The organism is Propionibacterium cyclohexanicum (assembly GCF_900111365.1).
GTDB classification, from domain to species: Bacteria; Actinomycetota; Actinomycetes; order Propionibacteriales; family Propionibacteriaceae; genus Propionibacterium; species Propionibacterium cyclohexanicum.
Genome location: NZ_FOGZ01000007.1, coordinates 20,348 through 40,893, shown reverse-complemented (window position 1 = coordinate 40,893; position 20,546 = coordinate 20,348). Strand labels below are relative to the sequence as shown.

Annotated in this window: 23 protein-coding genes; 10 read left to right on the top strand and 13 right to left on the bottom strand. The window is 66.6% G+C overall.

The window, feature by feature from the left end; genetic code table 11:
- Entirely contained in the window at positions 1–276 is a 276-nt protein-coding gene (locus BMX93_RS04745) for an exodeoxyribonuclease VII small subunit (protein WP_091968550.1), read from the bottom strand.
- Positions 277–310: 34 nt separating this feature from the next.
- The gene (gene xseA, locus BMX93_RS04740) at positions 311–1,576 is read right to left on the bottom strand and encodes an exodeoxyribonuclease VII large subunit (RefSeq protein WP_091968548.1); all 1,266 of its coding nucleotides are present in this window, start codon (positions 1,574–1,576) and stop codon (positions 311–313) included.
- A gap of 95 nt (positions 1,577–1,671) precedes the next feature.
- On the opposite strand from xseA, the gene BMX93_RS04735 reads away from it, so the two are divergent.
- Complete coding sequence (locus BMX93_RS04735; protein WP_091968547.1) at positions 1,672–2,691, top strand: 4-hydroxy-3-methylbut-2-enyl diphosphate reductase; 1,020 nt, start codon at positions 1,672–1,674, stop codon at positions 2,689–2,691.
- On the opposite strand, the gene BMX93_RS04730 is transcribed toward BMX93_RS04735, so the two are convergent.
- Entirely contained in the window at positions 2,688–4,049 is a 1,362-nt protein-coding gene (locus BMX93_RS04730) for a DNA recombination protein RmuC (RefSeq protein WP_091968545.1), read from the bottom strand. The two genes, BMX93_RS04735 and BMX93_RS04730, sit on opposite strands and share 4 nt — an antisense overlap.
- Positions 4,050–4,113: 64 nt before the next feature.
- On the opposite strand from BMX93_RS04730, the gene BMX93_RS04725 reads away from it, so the two are divergent.
- The 4 genes from BMX93_RS04725 to BMX93_RS04710 all read left to right on the top strand — a co-directional run bounded on the left by BMX93_RS04725 (position 4,114) and on the right by BMX93_RS04710 (position 7,491).
- The gene (locus tag BMX93_RS04725) at positions 4,114–5,385 is read left to right on the top strand and encodes a M18 family aminopeptidase (RefSeq protein WP_425438758.1); all 1,272 of its coding nucleotides are present in this window, start codon (positions 4,114–4,116) and stop codon (positions 5,383–5,385) included.
- A 140-nt stretch (positions 5,386–5,525) separates the two neighbouring features.
- Positions 5,526–6,599, top strand: a complete 1,074-nt coding sequence (gene ychF / locus BMX93_RS04720) for a redox-regulated ATPase YchF (protein ID WP_091968541.1) — start codon at positions 5,526–5,528, stop codon at positions 6,597–6,599.
- A gap of 239 nt (positions 6,600–6,838) precedes the next feature.
- Positions 6,839–7,120, top strand: coding sequence for a type II toxin-antitoxin system Phd/YefM family antitoxin (locus BMX93_RS04715; protein WP_091968539.1), 282 nt, complete (start codon positions 6,839–6,841; stop codon positions 7,118–7,120).
- Positions 7,117–7,491 carry a PIN domain-containing protein gene (locus tag BMX93_RS04710; RefSeq protein ID WP_218139221.1) on the top strand — a complete coding sequence of 125 codons (375 nt, stop codon included), beginning with the start codon at positions 7,117–7,119 and terminating at the stop codon, positions 7,489–7,491. Before BMX93_RS04715 ends, BMX93_RS04710 begins: the two co-directional genes overlap by 4 nt.
- Positions 7,492–7,554: 63 nt before the next feature.
- Here the strand turns inward: BMX93_RS04710 and BMX93_RS04705 are convergent, their stop codons facing one another.
- Both BMX93_RS04705 and BMX93_RS04700 read right to left on the bottom strand, forming a co-directional pair.
- Complete coding sequence (locus tag BMX93_RS04705; RefSeq protein WP_091968537.1) at positions 7,555–7,947, bottom strand: hypothetical protein; 393 nt, start codon at positions 7,945–7,947, stop codon at positions 7,555–7,557.
- Positions 7,948–8,180: 233 nt separating this feature from the next.
- Positions 8,181–8,411 (bottom strand): helix-turn-helix domain-containing protein, encoded by a 231-nt coding sequence (locus BMX93_RS04700; RefSeq protein WP_218139220.1) that lies wholly within the window; start codon positions 8,409–8,411, stop codon positions 8,181–8,183.
- Positions 8,412–8,558: 147 nt separating this feature from the next.
- On the opposite strand from BMX93_RS04700, the gene BMX93_RS04695 reads away from it, so the two are divergent.
- From BMX93_RS04695 to BMX93_RS04685, 3 genes are all read left to right on the top strand, one after another.
- Positions 8,559–9,362, top strand: a complete 804-nt coding sequence (locus BMX93_RS04695; protein ID WP_091968535.1) for an SDR family oxidoreductase — start codon at positions 8,559–8,561, stop codon at positions 9,360–9,362.
- A 147-nt stretch (positions 9,363–9,509) separates the two neighbouring features.
- A complete protein-coding gene (locus BMX93_RS04690) occupies positions 9,510–9,968 on the top strand; it encodes an SRPBCC family protein (RefSeq protein ID WP_091968533.1) in 459 nt (152 codons plus the stop codon).
- 130 nt (positions 9,969–10,098) lie between these two features.
- On the top strand, positions 10,099–11,493 hold the full coding sequence (locus tag BMX93_RS04685; RefSeq protein ID WP_245725731.1) for an amino acid permease: 1,395 nt from the start codon (positions 10,099–10,101) through the stop codon (positions 11,491–11,493).
- A 26-nt stretch (positions 11,494–11,519) separates the two neighbouring features.
- On the opposite strand, the gene BMX93_RS04680 is transcribed toward BMX93_RS04685, so the two are convergent.
- The 4 genes from BMX93_RS04680 to BMX93_RS04665 all read right to left on the bottom strand — a co-directional run bounded on the left by BMX93_RS04680 (position 11,520) and on the right by BMX93_RS04665 (position 14,461).
- Positions 11,520–12,044, bottom strand: coding sequence for a hypothetical protein (locus tag BMX93_RS04680; protein ID WP_143052813.1), 525 nt, complete (start codon positions 12,042–12,044; stop codon positions 11,520–11,522).
- 107 nt (positions 12,045–12,151) lie between these two features.
- Positions 12,152–12,709 carry a dihydrofolate reductase family protein gene (locus BMX93_RS04675; RefSeq protein WP_091968527.1) on the bottom strand — a complete coding sequence of 186 codons (558 nt, stop codon included), beginning with the start codon at positions 12,707–12,709 and terminating at the stop codon, positions 12,152–12,154.
- 22 nt (positions 12,710–12,731) lie between these two features.
- Positions 12,732–13,646 carry a VOC family protein gene (locus BMX93_RS04670; protein ID WP_091968525.1) on the bottom strand — a complete coding sequence of 305 codons (915 nt, stop codon included), beginning with the start codon at positions 13,644–13,646 and terminating at the stop codon, positions 12,732–12,734.
- A gap of 71 nt (positions 13,647–13,717) precedes the next feature.
- Complete coding sequence (locus tag BMX93_RS04665; protein ID WP_091968523.1) at positions 13,718–14,461, bottom strand: sulfite exporter TauE/SafE family protein; 744 nt, start codon at positions 14,459–14,461, stop codon at positions 13,718–13,720.
- 158 nt (positions 14,462–14,619) lie between these two features.
- Between BMX93_RS04665 and BMX93_RS04660 the strand changes: the two genes are divergently transcribed.
- A complete protein-coding gene (locus BMX93_RS04660; RefSeq protein WP_091968521.1) occupies positions 14,620–15,267 on the top strand; it encodes an aminoacyl-tRNA hydrolase in 648 nt (215 codons plus the stop codon).
- 124 nt (positions 15,268–15,391) lie between these two features.
- Positions 15,392–16,300: an ABC transporter substrate-binding protein gene (locus BMX93_RS04655; RefSeq protein ID WP_091968518.1), complete on the top strand. Its 909-nt coding sequence runs from the start codon at positions 15,392–15,394 to the stop codon at positions 16,298–16,300.
- A 22-nt stretch (positions 16,301–16,322) separates the two neighbouring features.
- On the opposite strand, the gene BMX93_RS04650 is transcribed toward BMX93_RS04655, so the two are convergent.
- The 4 genes from BMX93_RS04650 to BMX93_RS04635 form a co-directional block, all read right to left on the bottom strand.
- The gene (locus BMX93_RS04650) at positions 16,323–16,601 is read right to left on the bottom strand and encodes a type II toxin-antitoxin system antitoxin (RefSeq protein WP_091968516.1); all 279 of its coding nucleotides are present in this window, start codon (positions 16,599–16,601) and stop codon (positions 16,323–16,325) included.
- A 12-nt stretch (positions 16,602–16,613) separates the two neighbouring features.
- Positions 16,614–17,540, bottom strand: a complete 927-nt coding sequence (locus BMX93_RS04645) for an SPFH domain-containing protein (protein WP_091968514.1) — start codon at positions 17,538–17,540, stop codon at positions 16,614–16,616.
- 154 nt (positions 17,541–17,694) lie between these two features.
- The gene (gene cysK / locus BMX93_RS04640; RefSeq protein ID WP_091968512.1) at positions 17,695–18,663 is read right to left on the bottom strand and encodes a cysteine synthase A; all 969 of its coding nucleotides are present in this window, start codon (positions 18,661–18,663) and stop codon (positions 17,695–17,697) included.
- A 593-nt stretch (positions 18,664–19,256) separates the two neighbouring features.
- The gene (locus BMX93_RS04635; RefSeq protein WP_218139219.1) at positions 19,257–20,438 is read right to left on the bottom strand and encodes a low temperature requirement protein A; all 1,182 of its coding nucleotides are present in this window, start codon (positions 20,436–20,438) and stop codon (positions 19,257–19,259) included.
- Between the last annotated feature and the right edge of the window lie 108 nt (positions 20,439–20,546).

Below are 20,546 nucleotides of genomic sequence, written 5' to 3'. Positions count from 1 at the left end.
TCAGCTCTCGTCGCCGGTCCGCGGCAGCTCGTCGTGGGGGCCGTGTTGTGCGCTGCGGGCCTCGTCGATGGTGGCCCGCGCACCGTCGAGCCAGCGCTGGCAGATGCCGGCCAGTTCCTCGCCACGCTGCCACAGCTTCATGGATTCGGCGAGCGGAACACCGCCTGATTCCAGGCGCTGCACGACCTCGGCGAGCTCGGCCCGGGCCTGCTCGTAACTGAGCTCGGGATCGGCTGGTTCGGATGCCGGTGAATGGGGTGTTGGGGGTTGTGACATGAGCAGTCCTTTCGGCCGCGATCAGCAAATGGGATCAGCGGATGGGAGATGAGGGGTCTTCGGCGATGGTCTGGTCGACCTCGACGACGAGCCGGCCGTCGGACAGATAGGCCATCAGCTGGTCGCCGGGTTCGGCATCGGCCACCGAGGCGATGGAATGGTCGTCGGGGTCGGTGAGGATGGCGTAGCCGCGCTCAAGGGTGGCCTTGGGCGACATCGCCCGGATCCGGGCCAGCGCATGGTCGAGCTCGGTACGCTCGCCCGAGAGCGCGCGGTCGATGGCGGCCTCCAGCCGGAAACGCGCCATGGACAGCTGCTCGACGTGGCCACCGAGCGCCGCGCCGGGGTCTCGCAGCACTGGGCTGGACTTGAGCCGCGACAATTCCTGCTGCTCGGCGTTGAGGTGGTTGAGGATGGCGACGCGCAATCGGTTGAGGTGCTGGGTCAGCTCGCGGGACTCCTCGGCGGCGTCGGGCACCACGCGCTTGGCGGCGTCGGTGGGAGTGGAAGCGCGCAGGTCGGCCACCAGATCGAGAATCGGGGTGTCGGGTTCGTGGCCGATGGCGCTGATCACCGGAGTGTCGGCGCCAGCCACAGCCCTCACCAGGGACTCGTCGCTGAAGGGGAGCAGGTCTTCAAGGGACCCGCCGCCGCGGGCGATGATGATCACCTCCACCTGCGGGTCGGCGTCCAGCTCGGCAAGGCCGGCCAGCACATCGGAGACGGAGTTTGGGCCCTGCACGAGAGCGTGACGCACCCGGAACCGTGCGGCAGGCCAACGGCGGGCGGTATTGGTGAGCACATCGCGTTCGGCCGCGGAGTTGGCGCCCGTGATGAGCCCGATGACATGCGGCACGAGGGGAAGACGCTTCTTGCGGCGCGGATCGAACAGTCCCTCGGCCTGGAGCTTGCGTTTGAGCTGTTCCAGCCGGGCGAGCAGCTCACCCTCCCCGGCGATGCGGATCTGGGCACATTCGAAGCTGAGACGCGCCGACTTGTTCCACACCCGGGGACGGATGCACGCCAGTACCGTGGTCCCCTCGGTGAGCGGTCCCGCCTCGTCGAGCACCGCCGTGGTGGCGGTGATGCTCGCGGACACCTCGGTGCTCACGTCGCGCAGGGTGAGGAAGTGCAGCGAGGCCCCGGCGCGACGGCGCAGTTCAATGACCTGGGCCTCCACCCAAACCCAGCCGCACCGCTCGACCCAGCCCTTGAGCATTCCCACCACGGCGCTGAGCTGTTGAGGGGTCTCCGGGGTGTTCTTGGGTGCCTGGGCACGCAAGGATCCGAGATCGACCATGACCCCACGCTAGCGGGCCGCTGTGACAAAGCAGTTGGGACGAGCGGTTGGGGCGAGCAGCAGGGACGATACGGCGGCGCTCCTACACTTGGCCCATGAGTGATGAGACGGGGCTGCCCCCAGACCGGCGAGTCCTCGTCGCTGCGCCACGGGGCTACTGCGCCGGGGTGGACCGCGCCGTCACCACCGTGGAGCGAGCGCTGGCCAGTTTCGGGGCTCCCGTGTACGTGCGCAAGCAGATCGTGCACAACAAGCACGTCGTGGAGACCTTGGAGAGCAAGGGCGCCGTGTTCGTCGACGAGCTGGCGCAGGTTCCCCGCGGGGCGCTGCTGGTCTTCTCGGCGCACGGCGTGTCCCCGGCAGTGCGTGCCGAGGCTGCACAGCGCGGCCTGCGCACGATCGACGCCACCTGTCCCTTGGTCACCAAGGTGCATCACGAGGTGACGCGCTTCACCGGGCGGGGACTGCCGATCGTGCTGGTCGGCCACGCCGGCCACGAGGAGGTCGAGGGGACGAGCGGCGAGGCGCCCGACAATGTCACCCTTGTCCAGAACGTGGGCGACGTCGACGCCCTGAGCCTGGACCCCGACAAGCCACTGATCTGGCTCAGCCAGACCACGCTGAGCGTCGACGAGACCCGAGAGATCGTGGAGCGGCTGAGGGCGCGCTTCCCGAAGCTGCTCGATCCCCCCACCGACGACATCTGCTATGCCACCCAGAATCGCCAGTCCGCGATCAAGCAGATCGCGGCGCGCTGCGAACTGGTGATCGTGGTGGGTTCGGCCAACTCCTCCAACTCCATGCGGCTGGTCGACGTGGCACTGGATGCCGGGGCGGGAGCGGCACACCGGGTCGACGATGCCGATCAGCTCGATCCAGCCTGGTTCGAGGGAGTCGCCACGGTCGGGGTGACAAGCGGTGCCTCGGTACCCGAGGAACTGCTCGACGCAGTGCTCATGCGCCTGGTGGAACTCGGCTACCCGCCGGCCACCGAGGAGGTCCTCACCGAGGAGACCATCGCCTTCGCGCTCCCGACCCAGGTGCGCCCGCCCATTCCTCGAGGGGACCGTCATCGCGGGGTTGCCCGACCCGACCCTGCCGCCCAGCTGCGCTAACCGGCCTGCGATGCGTCCTGGGCGCGCCCGGGGGTGGTGGCGTGCTCGACGCTGCTGGGCACAGGACCATCCCCGGTGGCGCTCTCGTGCCGGGCGCTGTGCGCCGCCCGCGGCAATCGGCCAATGGTGTCTTCGAGGAGGCTCGCGTTCTCGACGAGTTCGGGTGCAGTGAGCACCCTTGTGGAGGCCTCAACCGGGGAAGGCTGGGCGAGTTCCCCACTCGCGATGTCCAGATCCGTGAATTTCCGGGCGGTGACCAGAACCCGCTGCTCGAGCGAACCGACAGTGGAGTTGTAGGCGTTGACTGCGCCAGAGAGCGAGCGTCCGAGCTTGTCGAGGTGGCTGCCCATGACGGCCAGCCGCTCGAAGACCTCGCGGCCCAACGCAGCCACCTGCTGGGCCGACTGCGCGAATGCCGCCTGGCGCCAGCCGTGCTGGACGGCGCGCAGCATCGGGATGAGAATCGAAGGTGAGGCCAGGAAGATGCCGTGGGAGGCCGCGTACTCGTGAAGATCGGCCCGCCGGTCGAGTGCCACCTGAAGCAGCGCATCGCTGGGAAGGAAGAGGATCACCATCTCCGGGCTGGCGGCGTCGAGGCGCCAGTAATTCTTGGCGCCCAGCTGGTTGATGTGCGCGACGACGTTCTTCACGTACTGGTCGAGCAGCGCCTCGCGCCGGTCCTCGTCGTCGGTGGCGAAGGCGTCGATGAAGTTGCCCAGCGGGGTCTTCGCATCGACGAAGATCACCTTCCCGTCAGCCATCGTCACCCGCATGTCCGGTCGCTGTCCGCCGTCGTCCGTGTCGAAGGCCACCTGGGTGTCGAAATCACAGCGCTCCACCAGGCCGGCGATCTCGGCGACTCGCTTGAGCTGGGTTTCTCCCCAGGCCCCGCGCACCTGCGGCCTGCGCAGGGCAGTGACCAGCGCCTGGGTCTCCCGGCGCAGGCTTTCGTTGCTGAGTCGCACGGTGTCCACCTGGCGACGCAGGTCGGCGGCACTGGCTGCTCGCTCCCGGTCGAGCTGGGAGAGCCGTTCGGTCATCGCCGTGACGCTCTGCGCGAGGGGCGTCATGATTGCGCGGGTCTCGTCGAGCCGCTGGCGAGCCGTGCGATCCACCGACTCGGCCTGGCGCTCGGCTGTCTGGGCGGACAGCCTCTGGAACTCTTTCGACATGGCCTCCCGGTCGGCACGCAGCTGGTCGAGCTGGGATCGTGCCGCGTCGCGTTCGGCTCGGGCACTGGCCAGCTCGGCCGCTCCCGAGGTGCCACCGGCCTGCGCCTGCAGGCGTCCCAGCAGATAGCCCAGCACGACACCGATGACGAGCACGACCAGCGCGATGACCAATGACGTGGTGTTCATGGCTCAAGCCTGGCAGGCGGCACCGACAGTTTCCGCTGTCGGCCGACTCGGCCGGGCTGCTTCAATGGGAGCCATGGCACCGCGCAACGAGTTCACCGAAGGTTTCATCGATTTCCTGGCGGCCAGTCCCACCAGCTTTCACGCAGCCAGTGCCATGGCGCATCGGCTTGATGAGGCCGGATTCACTCCGCTGGACGAGAAGCAGGGCTGGGGCCAGGTGAGTGGGAGACACTACTTCGTTCGTGGTGGTGCCCTGCTGGCCTGGGTGGCCCCGGAGCAGCTCTCGGGCAGGGCGGCGTTCAGGATCGTGGGGGCACACAACGACTCCCCGGCTCTCAAGCTCAAGCCCGATCCCGGCTACACCGCTGCGGGCTGGCAGCAGCTCAATATGGAGGTCTACGGCGGGCCGCTGCTCAACAGCTTCCTCGACCGCGAGCTGGGTCTGGCCGGACGCATCGTCGAGCGCGATGGGAGCGAGCACCTGGTCCGTACCGGGGCAATCATGCGGGTGAGCCAGCTGGCGCCGCACCTGGATCGCAGCGTCAACGACAAGCTGAGCATCGACCGGCAGTTCCAGCTCATGCCATCCTTCGGGCTGGGCGAGGAGCCCGACATCATCGAGTTGTTGTGCGGGCAGGCGGGCATTGGGGTCGGCGATCTCGCCTTTGCCGAGGTCTTGAGCTATCCGACCCAGGAGCCCGCCGTGTTCGGCAACCACGAGGAGTTCCTGGCCTCGGCGCGGCTGGACAATCTGTCGTCGGTGTATCCCGCGCTGGTCGCCCTCGAGAGAATGACCGACAGCTCTGATGTGGCGGTGCTCGCCGCCTTCGATCACGAGGAGGTGGGCTCGGCGACGGCGAGCGGTGCCGCTGGCCCGATCCTTGCCGACGCGCTGGCACGGATCGCGCGCGGGCTGGGGGTCAGCGGTGATGCGTGGTACGCCATGCTTGCCCGCAGCTCGTGCATCTCCTCGGATGCCGCGCACAGCGTCAACCCGAATCACCTGGCGAAGTACGATCCGCAGACTTGGCCGATGATGAACCAGGGCCCGGCGCTCAAGGTGAACGCCCAGCAGCGCTATGCGACCGACGGGCCCGGCGCGGCACTGTGGCAACGGGCTTGCCGGGCGGCGGGCGTGCCGAGCCAGGTCTTCGTCTCCAACAACGACGTGCCGTGCGGCTCCACCATCGGGCCCATCACGGCCACCCGTCTGGGCATCTCCACAGTCGATGTCGGTATTCCCATCCTGTCGATGCACTCGGCCCGCGAGATGTGCGGAACGGCTGACCCCGGATATCTCTCGGGCGAGCTGGGGGCGTACTGGCAGGGTGCCTGAGCGGGCCACGGGAGCGGTGCCGGTGCGGGGCACGGGAGCGGTGCCGGTGCGGGCACGATGGCTTTGGCGTTGCGGGCACGGCTTCGGCGTCGCCCAGCGCCCCGGGTGGACGGGGCGGGGGAACGGTAACCTAGTCCGACGTGGCACTCACCATCGGAATCGTCGGTCTCCCCAATGCCGGCAAGTCAACCCTGTTCAATGCGCTCACCCGCAACGACGTTCTCGCGGCGAACTATCCCTTCGCCACGATCGAGCCGAATGTCGGCGTGGTCGGCGTGCCGGATCACCGGCTCGCCGTGCTCGGGAAGATGTTCAATTCGGCGCGGCTCGTGCCGGCCACGGTGAGCTTCGTCGACATCGCGGGGATCGTCAAAGGTGCCAGCAAGGGTGAGGGGATGGGAAACGCCTTTCTCGCCAATATTCGCGAGGCCGATGCGATCTGCCAGGTGACGCGGGTTTTCGAGGACGCAGATGTGAGCCATGTCGACGGCTCGGTCAATCCGGCCTCCGATCTGGAGACCATCACCACCGAACTGGTGCTGGCCGATCTTCAAACTGTGGAGAAGGCCCTCCCCAAGATCGAGAAGGAAGCCAAGATCAAGAAGGATTCGCGGCCACGCTACGAGGCATACCAGCAGGCCTACGACACGCTGAGCGAGGGCACGGGCATTTTCCAGGCCGGCCTCGACCCCGAGCCGCTGCATGATCTGTGGCTGCTCACGGCGAAGCCGTACATCTATGTCTTCAATTGCGACGAGGACGAGCTGGCGAACGAGGAACTCAAGGACCGGATGAGGACGCTCGTGGCGCCAGCCGAGGCGATCTTCCTCGACGCGAAGTTCGAGTCTGAGCTGGTGGAGATGAGCGAGGACGAGGCCCGCGAGTTCCTCACCGATTCCGGCGTCGAGGAGCCCGGCCTGGACCAGCTGGCGCGCGTGGGATATCAGACGCTCGGCTTGCAGAGCTTCCTCACCGCGGGGGAGAAGGAGTCGCGCGCCTGGACGATCCACCAGGGGTGGACCGCCCCGCAGGCTGCCGGCGTGATTCACACCGATTTCGAGAAGGGCTTTATCAAGGCCGAGGTGGTCAGCTTCGACGATCTGGTCGAATTCGGCGGCATGAAGGAATGCCAGGCTGCGGGCAAGGTGCGGCTCGAGGGCAAGGACTATGTGATGGCCGACGGTGACGTGGTCGAATTCCGCTTCAATGTATAGCTGCGCTGTGAGGATGACGCCCTCGGATGCGAGGTGGAACCATGGCCAGGCGGATCGGGGAGGGAGATCGGCATGACGTTGGCGTGAGCATGAGAGCCGGACAGAGTCACAGATGCAGACGATCTCCGATCTCAAGTCGCCCAGTCACCGTCCAGCGTCATCTTGCTGACGCCCGTCTCGACTGACGCAACGCGAGGCAGCTGCGCGCCAAGGTGTAGCGCACGTGCTACGTCCTAGTCATGAGTGCGACGGTGCCGCCGGAGGAGAGCCTTTCGCAGCGCGAGTTGCGCAACGAGTCCGGTCGCGTGCTCCGGGCTGTCAGTGAGGGGCGGTCCTTCGTGCTGACCAATCGCGGAGTACCGGTCGGTCGGATCGTTCCGCTCGATGCTCCGGCCCCCACCTTGCCGATCACGCGGCCAGCGAAGCGTCTCGGTGGCTGGGCGGCGCTGAGGCCTCCGCAGACCGAGAGCGATCGCGCGATGGCGCAGATCCCCGATGAGCTGCGTGAGGATCGAGTGTGAGCGACGTTCCGCTCGTCTATGCCGACGCCTCGGCGCTCGGGGCGCTTCTCGTCGCGCAACCGGATACTGAGGCATTGGCGGCTTGGCTCGACGAGGCGAACGTGCGGCTCGTCTCGAGCGATCTGCTCGAGACCGAATTGCGACGCATGGCCGTGCGGGAGGGGCGGGACCAGGCGAAGGTCAGCGCGATCCTCGACGGCGTGGGGCTTGCTGTCCTCGACAGGGCCACATACCGCTCGGCAGGATTCTTGCCGATCGCTATGCGCGTACGCTCGACGCCCTGCACCTGGAGGCGGCGATACGCCTGGACGCCCAGGCCGTTCTCACATACGACTCACGTCTTGGCGACGCGGCACGGGCGGCGGGGCTAGATGTCATCGCTCCGGGCACGACTGCACACCGTTCACGCTGAGGCAGTCTGATCGAGTTCCGCTTCAACCCCTGGTTGTGATGTCCGGACCGGTTGCCGAGGAGAGACGAGGCGAGGCCTCGTCCTGATGCTGCAGCGCGGTGAGTACCTCTGCGAGCAGCGGCTCGAGGGTCAAGATCGCCTCGTGGTCGTCGACTCCCGCGCCGTGCTCGAGGGCAGACAGGCGCACGAGCAGATCGGAACTCCTCCCGGCACTGAACTCGTCGGGAGCAACGTCCGGAGAAGCTGATGAGCTCGGCGTGGAGACGATGCTGGCCACTCCTGTGAGGAAGCCGACCGCGCGCTCGTATGAGGCTCCGCCGAGATACATCCCCGGACGCTTGGCGATCACCCGAGCGAGGTCCTCGGCCGAAGTCGACCACAGCGGCGCGTCCCGTGAGCGCTGATCATCGTCCATTACGATCTACTCCATCCCGTCCCGGTCAATGCCAGCGCTTCCGGTCTCGGCTGACCGCGATCTCAGTGCGGCCCGAGCGCCGAACTTGATCGCCTCACGCGGGATCCTCGCCGGGGGGCAGGCCGCGCTCGCGAAGGCCGCTGCTCAGCGGGTAGGCGTTCACTCGCCGGGCGGCTCAGGTAAGGTGTCGACCCTCAAGTATATCTCGCTCACGACGAACTCGCTATGTCTCGTCAGGCGAGCTGTACGCGCTGATCGCCCATCACGTACTCGATGGTGAGCCCGCCGCCGACGGCCTCGAGGTAGCTGCGGATCGTGCCGATCTTCGCGCTGTCGGGGTCACCGTGTTCGATCTTGGAGACCTGGCGCTGGCCGACGCCGATGCGCTCGGCGAGCTGTGCTTGGGTGAGCCCGGCTTGTTCACGCAGCTCGCGGAGGCGGTAGGCGCGGACCTCGGTGAGCATCCGCTCCTTGTGCGCCTCGACGCGCTCCCGAGCACCTGCGCGAGTTGGCCGACGAGGACAGCGCCGCGACCCTGGCTGAGCACTGTTCGTTCCTCCTGGAGAAAGCGATGCTCGCGTGGCCGAGCTCGCCCTGTCTAGACTTGCCGGATGCAGCTACCCCTGGATGGCCGGGTTGCAGTGGTGACCGGCGTCAGTCGCCGCCGCGGGATCGGCGCAGCGGTGGCGCGAGTGCTCGCCGAGATGGGGGCCAGCCTTGTCGTGCAGCATCATCGGCCCCACGACATGGCACAGCCGTGGGGTGCCGATGATCTCGGCGAGGTACTCGCGGACCTTCGTGACCACCTCGTTCCGGGCGCCGACCTGCACCATCTCGCGGCGGATCTGGCCGCCCCGGACGCTGCCGGCGAACTGATCGAGCACGCCCGCGAGCTCGCAGGCCCGCTCGACATCCTCGTTTGCGTCCACGCTCGATCCGGGGGCGACGCCTGCCTGGCCGAGATCACGGCCGAGCAGCTGGATGGGCACTGGAATGTCGATGCGCGCTCGGTGCTGCTCCTCACGCAGGCATTCATGCAGGTCCATGACCCCCATCGCGTCGGCGGACGGGTCATCTGGATGACCTCCGGGCAGCAGCAGGGAATCATGCCCGCAGAGATCGGCTATGCCTCGGCAAAGGCCGCGCTGGCGGGAGTCACGCGCACGGTCGCGGACGAGCTCATCGAGCAGGGCATCGTGATGAACACCGTGAATCCCGGGCCTGTGAACACCGGCTATCTCGATCCGGGGCAGGGTATCGACGACACCTCCCTGGAATCCCTCAAGCGCCGATTCCCCACTGGGCGGTTCGGCACTCCCGAGGATCCCGCCCGGCTCATCGGATGGCTCGTCAGCGATGACGCGCAGTGGATCGTCGGTCAGGTGATCAACAGCGAGGGCGGCTTCCGCCGGTGATCGGCTCGCGCCTGGAGCCGGGCGCCCCCCGGCACCGCCCTTGACGCCCGCCGGGGCGAGGGCAACCATGAGTTCTCGAGGCCCCACGGCCCCGGCACCCGACGCGGATGGCCTGCGCCCGGACACGCGACGGAGGATTCACCACAGATGCCCACCGACAAGCTCGTCACCGCTGAGACCGAGATCGCGGCGCCTGCTGGCGTCATCTTCGAGTTCATTGCGGACCCGGCTCGTCAGCCGTCCTGGGACGGCAACGACAATCTCGAGTCCGCAGACCCGGGCCAGCGGATCTACCAGCTCGGCGAGTCATTCGTGACGCTCATCACTTCAGGAGATGCCCGCGAGAACCACATCGTGGAATTCGAGGAAGGCCGGCGCATCGCATGGTGCCCCGGTCCTGTCGGTGGGGCACCCTTCGGTCAGCTGTGGCGCTGGGAACTCGAGCCGATCGACGCAGATCACACCCTCGTGCGCCACAGCTATGACTGGTCCGGTCTGCCCCCGAGCGAGGAAGCGCGCAGGCAGCGGGCGGCCAGGACCCGCCCGGAGAACCTCCAGGCCTCGCTCACTCGACTCAAGGCCTTGTCCGAGACCAGCAGCGAGTGAGCACGCCCGGGGACGCGCCAGAGCGCCGCCGGGGCGGATGTCCAGGCACCACCCGACGGAGCAGGACAGTACAGCGGAGCGGGGCAATACTCCGGAGCAGGGCAATACTGCGGAGCAGGACCGTACAGCAATGACCACATCCCCGCCTGTACCTCACCGGACCCAGCTGAGGCGCGGGCTGAAGAACCGCAACATCCAGATGATCGCGCTCGGGGGCGCCCTCGGCACCGGCCTGTTCTACGGCTCATCGGATGCCATCTCGGTGGCCGGTCCCTCGGTGCTCCTCGCCTATCTGGTGTCTGGAGCGGTCATCTTCCTCGTCGTGCGGGCGCTTGGTGAAATGTCCGTGCACGAGCCGGTGGCGGGGGCTTTCAGCCACTACGCCTACACCTACTGGAGCCCACGTGCCGGATTCGTCTCGGGCTGGAACTACTGGTTCAATTACATCGCCGTGTCGATGGCCGAGCTGTCGGTGGTAGGCATCTATATCGACTACTGGCTGCCCGGCGTGCCGCGGTGGGCGACGGCGGGGTTTTTCCTCGTTGTCATGACGGGGGTCAACCTGTTGGGGGTGAGGGCCTTCGGCGAATTCGAGTTCTGGTTCGCCGTCATCAAGGTGGTCGCGGTCATCGGCATGATCATCCTCGGTCTTGTCGTGGTGGTCTTCGGGATCACCAGGAATCCGAACTTGCCAAGGCCCAGTTTCGCGCATCTGGTGTCCGACGGCGGGTTTTTCCCGTTGGGGGCAAGGGGACTCTTGCTGGCCGTCCCGGTGGTGGTGTTCGCCTTCGGGGGCGTCGAATTGATCGGCATCACGGCAGGGGAGGCCAAGAATCCCCGGCGCACCATCCCTCGGGCGGTCAATCGGGTGATCTGGCGCATCCTCATCTTCTATGTCGGGGCGCTCGGCGTCATCATGGCGGTCGTGCCGTGGCGCCAGATCACTGGCCAGATGAGCCCGTTCGTCCAGATCTTCGGCACTGTGGGTGTCCCGGGTGCCGCCGATGTGCTCAACTTCGTGGTCATCACCGCCGCGCTGTCGGTGTACAACTCGGGGCTGTACTCCAATGGGCGGATGCTCTACTCCCTGGCCGAGCAGGGCAATGCGCCGCGCTGGCTCAGCAGGCTCTCGCGCCACGACATTCCGGTGGCGGGCGTGCTCAGCTCATCGGGGGTAACCGCGGTCGCGGTGGCGGTGATACTCATCTGGCCCGATTTCGCGTTCACCTATCTCATGTCCGTGGCCGTGATCGCCGGGATCATCAATTGGTCGATGATCATGATCACGCAGTGGAAATTCCGGAACAGCCTCACTGCCGATGAGGCCGCCGGACTTCGCTTCCGGCTGCCCGGCGGCCGCTGCTCCACGGTGTTCGTCCTGCTCTTCTTCGCCTTCGTCATCGTCCTCATGGCGCAGTCCCCCGGCTATCGTCCCGCCGTGATCGCCGGGCCACTGTGGGTGGGGGCGCTGGCGCTCGCCTATCAGCTGAAACGACGCCACCAGGAGCGGCGCGCCATCCCGTGAGCCCGTGGCCTACCGCCCTCAGGGGCTCACTGCCGCGGCAGTGCCTCCGGCGTCTGGGCACCTGCCGCCTGCGCGGCACGCAGGAATGCCACGGTCTGGGGCCCGGCCTCGGTGGGGACGCGCGCCTCGATCGTCTCCCCGCCACCCACGCAGCGCACGAAATAGCTGCGGGTCCCACCGGAGTCCACGAGCGCCACCGTGATTCGACAGTCGCGCGGCGCGATGGCGCGGAAGCCGTCGGTGACCAGCCCCTCGGTGAGTGCCAGTGCATCGCCCAGCTGTGCACTCGGCGCATCGACGCTGCGGCGCGGCCAGGCGCGGTACTGGCGCCGGGCGACCGGCAAGGTCCACCAGGAGAACGGCGTGATCACCGCGAACAGGAAGCCGATCGGCCACTTGCCGATGGCGAACATGAGGATGGCGAACAGGGGCGCGGCAATGAACCAGATCCACACCGTCACGAGCAGCAGCCTCGTCACCCGCGAAATCGTGATGGGGCGGGCCGAGGCGCGCCCCGGGCTGGAGCGGCGGAAGGGATTGCGTGGTGGCATGAGGGACACCCTACTGATGCCAGCGTGCGACGCGGCCGGCAAGCAGGCCGGTCGAAGACAATCCGGGTCTTTGCCAGGGGGCGGGGAGCCCGCTCACGGCGCCTGGCTCATGCCACGTCGTAGGTGACGCGCAGCAACCCGTCGGGTGAACTCACGTGGCTTCCGCGCACGGTGAGCAGGATGTCGGAGCTCACCTCGCCGAACAACCGGATCCCCTTTCCTAGGAGCACCGGCGCGAAGGCCACGGTGAGTTCGTCGATGAGCCCCGCGGCCAGGAATGACTGAATGGTCTGGCCGCCGTCCACGTAGACCCGGCGTCCCTCGTGACGCTCGATGGCGCGCACCGCATCGTCCACCGAGCGCGCCACCTCGACGTGACCCTCCTGCTCGGCGAGACCGTGGCTGAGCACAATCATCGGCCGCTCCTCATAGGGCCACTGGCTGAAGCTCATCGCCAGTTCATAGGTGGCCCGTCCCATGACGATCACGTCGATGCTCGGAAAGAAGTCCTCCCAGGTCAGGGCCGGCAGACTGCTCGTGGGCTGGGCATGAATCCTCGGGCGTGGCCGGCTCAGCCACGCGATGTCGCCGTCATCGCGGGCGATGAAACCGTCCAGACTCGCGCCGACAAAAACACAGCCCTGCCACGTGCGATTACTGCTCATCGTGCCTCCATCACAGTGCGCGTCATTGCGCCGTATCGGCACCGCCGGCCCGGAAGTCGGCGATGACGATCTTGTGCATCCGAAGCAGGGCCTCGTAGCTATGGGGAATCGCCATGAGTTCATCCATGTTCTGCGGCACGATCTGCCAGCTCACCCCGAATCGGTCCTTGCACCAGCCGCACTGCTCGGCTTCCGGCACAGCTGACAGGGCATCCCACAGCCTGTCGATCTCGGCTTGGTCAGCACAGTTCACGACGAGCGAGACTCCCTCGTTGAAGGTGCACTCCTGGGGGCCGCCGGCATCCATGATGACGAACCACTGACCTGCGAGCTGGAAGTCGGAATACATGATCGAGCCGTCCGCCATCTCGGCCTCGGGTGGATAGGGCGCAACGGTACCCACTCTCGAATTCTCGAACAGTGAGGTGTACAGCTCGATGGCCTCGTGGCCCTGGGCCTTGTTGTGGGGGAACATGAGGCTCGGGGTGATGAAAGGACGCGGTTCGGAGTCGGGATTGCTGAGGATGAGCTGCCAGGTCATTCCGTAGCGGTCCCGAAGCCAGCCGTAATGGGCTGAGAAATCGTAGGAGTCCAGCTCCATGAGCGCCGTGCCCCCCTCCCCGAGGGCAGCCCACAACTCATCGAGATGACGGCGGGCATCGGCGTCGGTGCGGGGATCGAAGTGAAGCATCATCGAGATGGAGTGATTGATGGCGAACTCCGGGCCGGCATTGATCGCGGAGAACGTCATGTCGCCGAGGCGGAAGGTGATCTCGAGTTCCTGCCCGGCGAACTCCTGCTGGAAATCGAGGAGTCCCTCGTGCGGATAGCGGGTGACCGTGATCTCCTCGGCGTCGGGGAAGGCTCGCAGGTAGAAGTCGACGGCCTCGCGGGCGGTGTGGTCGAACCACAGGCTGGGGATGATCTTCTGGGGCATGCGGTGACGTTACCCAGGACATGCCGGGCCATCGGTGTGACGGCGATAAATGTTGGCTGATTTCGCAGGAATCAGCGCACCCACAGCCACACGGCCAGCCCGAGCCCAGCCACCCCGATGCTCCAGCGCAGCGCTGGCTCGGGGATGAGCCGTTGCACCATCGGCCCCAGATAGCCTCCGGCCGTGCACCCGATACCGAGGGCCAGCGCCGCCCACCAGTTGATCGAGCCCGAGAACACGAACAGCAGCATCGCCGTGAAATTGCTGATTCCCAGCAGCAGGGACTTCACGAAGACCGACTTGTCGAAGGACATCTGCGAGGCCAGGGCCGTGACCGCAAGGTAGATGACACCTGCACCAGCGCCGAAATAGCCGCCGTAGATGCACGTCATGAACAACAACGCAGGGTAGATCCAGGCGGGGAGGGGACGCTCGCCGTGCAGGGTGAGGATGGCTGGCGAGAACACCAGCAGCCCTGAGGCCAGCAGGACGAGCCATGGCACGATGCTCTGGAAGCTGGCTTCCCCGCCTGCCAGCAGCAGCCCGCCCCCGGCCAGCCCGCCGACAGCGGCAATGCCGCACTCGCGAAGTGTTTGGCGACGTTCCGTCTTGAGATAGAAGCGCGCCCCGCGTATCGTCGACCCGGCGCTCGCCCCGACCAGCGCCACCGTATTGGTGACATTCGCAGCGATAGGAGGCAGCCCCACTGCCAGCAGCACGGGATAGCTCACGAGTGAGGCCAGTCCTGCGAGGTAGCCGACCAGGCCAGCTCCCACACCGGCGACGATGAGCAGGAGGAAGGTGAGAGCTGACACGGGGATCAGGCTATCCCGGCCCCGATTCGCCCACCGCACGCCGGACCAGCGTGGCTTGATTCGCCGCGACACCGGACGGCGACGTAGCCTGCCTAAGCGTGGATGAGCAGGAAGGCCGAGAGGACATTGGGCAGCTCGGCGAACAGATTCCCTGGGCAATGCAATTGGTGGTCTACCGGGACCGGCATCTACCTGCCCGTGAGGTCGATGTCTGCGAAGCTGCTGCTCGCGCCGTCGTCCGCGTGCTCGACGACCCGCGCAGCCAGCCCGGAGGTCCCTGGTACGAGTCCGTGAAGCACTGGTCGGACGGCCGCATCCGCAAGCTCGTGCGTCGCGCCGACGGCAAGCGCTGGACCGATGTGCAGGAGCTGGACGGTGTGACGGTGATCCAGCCCGGAGCGCGGGGATACGGCGAGGCGCGCGTGCGGGCCTTCGTGCCGGGGCCGGTGCGTCCGCTCGTCAAGGCGCTCGACAAGCTCCAGGTCTCGGGCACCCATTTCCCGCCAGAAGGTCTCAGCCTCGCCACCACGGCGCTGGCCGTCGTCGAGGTGACCCCACATGAGGACATGACCAGCGGGAAACTCGCCGCCCAGTGCGGGCATGCCGCCCAGGGGCTGTACGAGCTCGCCGATGCGGCGCAGCGTGCCAGCTGGCGCGCCGACGATTTCCGGGTCGAGGTCCGTCACCCGGGGGCAGGGCAGTGGGACCGCTCGTCACGGCAGGTGAGCATCGTCGACGCCGGCTTCACCGAACTGGACGGTCCGGCCGAAACCACCCGTGCCAGCTGGCGGGCCAGCCTGCGCTGAGGGTCGTGCTCGCAGGCATCTGCTGAGAGCGTACTCATCGGCCCATGCCGTGTGCCGGCAGATGCCCTCGGGCGCCGCACGCCCTCTAGGCTCGAGGGGAACCCCCCGAACGAAAGGTTCGACCATGAGACTCGATCGACGGTCCTTGTTGATGGCCGGGGCCCTGGTGACGCTTGCCGGCTGCTCCAGCTCGAATCCCGTGACCGGAGCATCGGCTGGCACCAGCGCATCGAAGGCGGGGCTGGTCGTCGGCTCCCAGCAGTACTACTCGAACGAGATCATCGCCGAGCTGTTCGCCCAGCGCCTCGAAGCTGCCGGTTTCACGGTGACCCGTCAGTACCAGATCGGTCAGCGCGAGGTCTATCTGCCCGAGATGGAGGCGGGTCGGATCGATGTGATGCCCGAATACGGCGGCAATCTGCTTCAGTTCTACGACAAGAACGCCACGGCCACCGATGCGGATGGCGTTCACGCCGCCCTGGCCTCGGTGCTGCCCAAGGGCCTGCGTGTCCTGGACCGGGCGGAGGCGACCGATCAGGACTCCTATACCGTCACCCGCGCGACGGCCGACAGATATCAGCTCGCCTCGATCGGCGACCTGGCCAAGCTGGGGCGCACTGTCACCGTGGCAGCGAACTCCGAGTTCGCATCCCGGCCCTACGGGCCCGATGGGCTCCGACGTGTCTACGGGGTGGAGGCCACGGTGACCGGTGTCGAGGATTCAGGCGGCCCACTCACCGTGAAGGCCCTCCTGGACGGAAAGGTGGACGCTGCCGACATCTACACCTCCGATCCGGCCATCGCCAGCAACAACCTCCTGGTGCTCCTGGACCCCAAGAACCTCATCCTGCCTCAGAATGTCACCCCGCTGGTCTCGACGGCGGTCGACGACAAGGCTGCCCAGGCGATTGGGTCCGTCACGGCCAAGCTCACGACGGCCGAGCTCCAGTCCCTCAATGCCCAGAGCACCACTGAGCAGAAGAAATCCTCCGAGATCGCGAAGGCGTGGCTGAGTTCCCACAATCTCGGCTGAGTTCTGGGACTGGCATCCGAGGTCAGTTCCCGGGGCCAGATTCTCCGCTTGCCCGGTCCGGGTGCGTGCCGGTCCCGTCGTGGTCCGTATCAGCGGCCGGGGTCTTGGTAGTGCTCGGCGGTCGTCCCGGTCTGGCCACCGGTGGCACATTGCTGGGCAGCCGGCCGGCGCGGCGCAGGGCATCGCGCAGCGCATATTCGACCTGTGCGTTCACCGAGCGCATCTCGTCGGACGCCCAGTGCTGGAGTGCCTCGTGAATTCTCGGGTCGAGGCGGACCAGAACGGCCTTGCGCTCGCTCACCCCTGGTCCGCCTCACTGGTACAAAGTGCCGGCATTGACGACCGGCGTGGCCCGCGACTCGGAGCACAGCACCACGAGCAGGTTCGAGACCATCGCTGCCTTCCGCTCGTCGTCCAGGTTGACGATGTTCTGGTTTTCCAGGCGCTCCAAGGCGTTCTCCACCATGGACACCGCGCCCTCGACGATGCGCTCGCGGGCCGCGATGAGAGCGGATGCCTGCTGGCGTTGCAGCATCGCCTGGGCGATCTCGGGTGCGTAGGCGAGCGTCGAAATGCGAGCCTCCACCACTCTCAGCCCCGCCAGCGCGATCCTGGCCCCGACCTCGTGAGCCAGCTCATCGGCCACCGAATCGGTGGCGCCCCGCAGCGTCTCCTCGCCGTGTTCCGCGTTGTCGTAGGGATGGTCTCCGGCAATTCGGCGAAGCGCCGATTCCGACTGCACGGCGACGAACTCCTCGGCCTCCCGCACGGCAAAGACACTCTTCGCTGTGTCGGCCACCTGCCAGACCACAATGGCCGCGATGTTCACCGGGTTGCCGTCCGCATCGTTGACCTTCAGATCATTGGTGGCGAAGTTGTTCACCTTCACCGAGACCTTGCGGCGGGTGGTGAACGGAACGGTCATGAGCAGGCCGGTGCGCCGGATCGTTCCGATATAGGCGCCGAACAGCTGGACGACACGGGTGTCGCCTGGACTGATGACAGTGATGCCGGTGAGCAGCAAGACCCCGAGGATGAGCAGGGCAACCCCCAGCCCGGTGCCCGACGAAGCAGCCAGCCAGGCGCCCACCACCACGAGGACGAGGCTGACAAGCAGGGCGAGGGCACCATTGACCGACCATGCCGTACGCTCAGCGATCTCGACGCCGCCGGGGGCCTGGGATCCGGCGCTCGGGTGGCTGTGTGGTGCCTGGCTTGTCGCCGGGGTGGGATGGGTCATGACGGACCTTTCGTCGAAGTGTTAACAACTAGATATCACATTTTGACGGCGGTCATTCCCGGCAGGTCCTGCCACGGCAAAGGCGCCGCTTCCGGAGAGGGGTGACGCCCCCCGGATGCGGCGCCCTGCGATCAAGAGTTTCCAGACGAGCAGATCAGAGTTCGACGTCCTCGTGGATGGGGAGTTCGGGGAACTGGCCCAAGGGGGTGGACAGATAGCGGTCGCCGGAATCGGGGAGCACGACGATGATCTGCTTGCCCTTGTACTCCGGGCGCTTTGCCAACTCGACGGCCGCGACGAGCGCGGAGCCCGAGGAGATGCCGACGAAGATGCCCTCGGCCGTGCCGAACAGCTTGGCGTGGGCGAAGGAGTCCTCGTCGCTGACATCGAGGACCTCGTCATAGACGGACTTGTCGAGGGTCTTGGGCTCGAAGCCGGTGCCGATGCCCTGCAGGCCATGCGGGCCGGGCTTGCCGCCGTTGAGAATGGCGCTCTTGGCCGGCTCGACGCCGATCACCGTGAAGCTGGGCTTGCGCTCCTTGAGGTACTTTCCGGCGCCGGACAACGTGCCGCCGGTGCCAATTCCGGAGACGAGCACGTCGGCCTTGCCCTCGGTGTCCTTCCAGATCTCCGGACCGGTGGTCTCGTAGTGGATCTTCGGATTGGCCGGGTTGCTGAACTGATCGGGGACAAAGGAATCGGGATCCTGCTCGTGCAGCTTCTGGGCGTAGGCGATGGAGCCCTTGATGGCCAGCGGTCCGGGAGTGAGAATGACCTCGCCGCCATAGGCCTGGATAAGTGCCCGCCGCTCGACGCTCACGCCGGCCGGCAGCACGATCTTGACCTTGTATCCACGGGCGGTGCCAACGGCAGCCAGGCCGATCCCGGTATTGCCGGAGCTGGGCTCGATGATAGTTCCACCGGGCTTGAGAACACCACGCTCCTCGGCATCGGTGATCAGCGAGAGAGCGATACGGTCCTTTACCGAACCCGCCGGATTGAAGTATTCCAGCTTGAAAGCGATGTCGGCCTCCGGGACACCAGCAGCCTCAAGGTAGTGCGGGGCACGGACCAGCGGGGTGTTACCGATGAGTTCGGTGATGGATTCGTGAATTCCGGACATGCGTAACCTTTCGAAATGTATTCAGCGATTTGTGAAGCATTGGGGGGGAGTGTCACAGCACCACGAGGATCGAGCTGTGGGCTGTGAACAGGACCAGTGGTTGTGTCGGTTCCTCGCGACATGAGCTCAGCCCCGGGTGTGCAAGCACGCGGAGCGGGCTGGCGATCGACCGTTCAGCCGATGAACTCCCTGCGGTATGAATCACCGATCGGGTCCGGCGTCAAGGGCCTCGGAATGTGGAGTTTGCCCAAGGCGGTGAGAACTGCCCGAGAGAGGAACCGCGGCTGCGATCAGAGGCAGCGACAACACATCATGGCAGCCTCGACACGCACCAGCACGATGTGGCGTCGGGCATTCACATTAGCCATGCCCGAAATACTAGCCCACGACAAGGCGATGTCAATCCAGGGCTCGCCGCGGGTCGGCCGTGCTCAGCGATAACGCGGCGTGGCGTGCTGGTCGACGAGAGGTGGCCGCAAGTCCTTCGGGCTGGTGATCGACGGGTCGAAGCGCAGCGCCTGGGGGCATTTGCTGGGTGAATCCGCCTCGTGAGCGAGCATCGCACGCGGGCTACAGCGGGTCTGTGGGGGGCTTCACGGCGCCGGCCGGCGGCACATCTCGCAGGCGAGCACTGCGAGGGTGACGCCGAGCGTGGTGCCGGGGATGGGCGCCGAGGGGATGACGGTGGCGGCCGCAATGACGAGGACGCCGGCGATGACGAGCGCGGAACCTGTCCTGTTGAGCCCCCGGCGCAAGGTGAGCCACCAGACGCTGGCGATGAACAGCGCCACGGGGACTGTCAGAGTCCCGGCAGCCACCGGTGCCGAAAGGTGCGTCCGGTCGTCGGCAGCGTCGATGGCGACCTCGATCCCGGCAGAGAAGGCGCCGGCCGCGGCGAAGATGACGTAGTGGAAGTAGCCGAACAGGAGCGATCCGCGCAGGCCATCGCCGAGCTCGTGCTCTGTGGCGAAGTAGACCCACCACATCCCGGCAGCTGTCGCGAGCCCGCCTGCCGAGATGGCGAGCAGACGTGGCAGGGAGTGGCCCTCATTGAGTGCCTCGACGACGGCATTCGTTGCAGCGAGGATCGACTCCCCCAACAGGATCAGGGTGAACAGCCCGTACCGCTCCGTGATGTGGCGCGCATTCCAGGCAGTGTTGCCCCGTCGTTCGGCCCAGACCGGGACGAGCACCTCCGCCGCAGCGAGTACGAAGAAGACGGCGAATCCAACGGCCGGTGGACACGCCAGCCGGCCGATCCAGGCGGCCTGCACTACGGCAATGCCAAGAGCGTATCGGCGGGCCGTGCCCCGCAGGGCCGGGTCGCCGTGGCTGGCCCGGAGCCACTGCCCGACAAGGGCCAGCCGCATGATGACATAGCCGAAGGTGACAAGAGTGAAATCGTGATGCGCCATCGCGGACTGCGCGCCCGCGGCCAGAACGAGCACACCGCCCATCTGGAGGATCGTCATGATCCGGTAGAGCCAGTCGTCGACCGCGAATGAGGTGGCGAACCAGGTGAAGTTCATCCACGCCCACCAGATCGCGAAGAACACCATGAGATACGAGAGGGCTCCCGCGGCGACGTGCCCCTCGGACTCGATGTGGTGCAGCGTCTGGGAGGACAATGACACGGCGACGACGAAGACGAGGTCGAAGAACAGCTCGAGTGGGCTCGCGGCGCGGTGGGGCTCATCGGGGTCCCGTGGACGCATCGGCTGCAGGAGGAGACGAGGCCGATTCGTCGGGGACTTCGTTCGCGGGGCAGTGGTCATGGGTCTTCCTCGTGCTCGAGGGGTGTTGTCAGGGCAGGTTCGCATGGTGTGCCGCATGATGAGGCAGCTGCGCGTCCGTCCCGATCATCTCGGATTCTGCCCACCGAG

Excerpts from the sequence above, each read along its gene's own strand:
- BMX93_RS04645 (WP_091968514.1), bottom strand. The coding sequence starts at position 17,540 with ATGACCCATCCCACCCCGGCGACAAGCCAGGCACCACACAGCCACCCG.
- BMX93_RS04730 (WP_091968545.1), bottom strand. The coding sequence starts at position 4,049 with ATGAACACCACGTCATTGGTCATCGCGCTGGTCGTGCTCGTCATCGGT.
- BMX93_RS04680 (WP_143052813.1), bottom strand. The coding sequence starts at position 12,044 with ATGCCACCACGCAATCCCTTCCGCCGCTCCAGCCCGGGGCGCGCCTCG.
- BMX93_RS04660 (WP_091968521.1), top strand. The coding sequence starts at position 14,620 with ATGCAATTGGTGGTCTACCGGGACCGGCATCTACCTGCCCGTGAGGTC.
- BMX93_RS04670 (WP_091968525.1), bottom strand. The coding sequence starts at position 13,646 with ATGCCCCAGAAGATCATCCCCAGCCTGTGGTTCGACCACACCGCCCGC.
- BMX93_RS04705 (WP_091968537.1), bottom strand. The coding sequence starts at position 7,947 with ATGGACGATGATCAGCGCTCACGGGACGCGCCGCTGTGGTCGACTTCG.
- xseA (WP_091968548.1), bottom strand. The coding sequence starts at position 1,576 with ATGGTCGATCTCGGATCCTTGCGTGCCCAGGCACCCAAGAACACCCCG.
- cysK (WP_091968512.1), bottom strand. The coding sequence starts at position 18,663 with ATGTCCGGAATTCACGAATCCATCACCGAACTCATCGGTAACACCCCG.
- BMX93_RS04700 (WP_218139220.1), bottom strand. The coding sequence starts at position 8,411 with ATGCTCACCGAGGTCCGCGCCTACCGCCTCCGCGAGCTGCGTGAACAA.
- BMX93_RS04735 (WP_091968547.1), top strand. The coding sequence starts at position 1,672 with ATGAGTGATGAGACGGGGCTGCCCCCAGACCGGCGAGTCCTCGTCGCT.
- BMX93_RS04655 (WP_091968518.1), top strand. The coding sequence starts at position 15,392 with ATGAGACTCGATCGACGGTCCTTGTTGATGGCCGGGGCCCTGGTGACG.
- BMX93_RS04725 (WP_425438758.1), top strand. The coding sequence starts at position 4,114 with ATGGGAGCCATGGCACCGCGCAACGAGTTCACCGAAGGTTTCATCGAT.
- BMX93_RS04685 (WP_245725731.1), top strand. The coding sequence starts at position 10,099 with ATGACCACATCCCCGCCTGTACCTCACCGGACCCAGCTGAGGCGCGGG.
- BMX93_RS04690 (WP_091968533.1), top strand. The coding sequence starts at position 9,510 with ATGCCCACCGACAAGCTCGTCACCGCTGAGACCGAGATCGCGGCGCCT.
- BMX93_RS04715 (WP_091968539.1), top strand. The coding sequence starts at position 6,839 with ATGAGTGCGACGGTGCCGCCGGAGGAGAGCCTTTCGCAGCGCGAGTTG.
- BMX93_RS04675 (WP_091968527.1), bottom strand. The coding sequence starts at position 12,709 with ATGAGCAGTAATCGCACGTGGCAGGGCTGTGTTTTTGTCGGCGCGAGT.
- BMX93_RS04745 (WP_091968550.1), bottom strand. The coding sequence starts at position 276 with ATGTCACAACCCCCAACACCCCATTCACCGGCATCCGAACCAGCCGAT.
- BMX93_RS04695 (WP_091968535.1), top strand. The coding sequence starts at position 8,559 with ATGCAGCTACCCCTGGATGGCCGGGTTGCAGTGGTGACCGGCGTCAGT.
- BMX93_RS04635 (WP_218139219.1), bottom strand. The coding sequence starts at position 20,438 with ATGACCACTGCCCCGCGAACGAAGTCCCCGACGAATCGGCCTCGTCTC.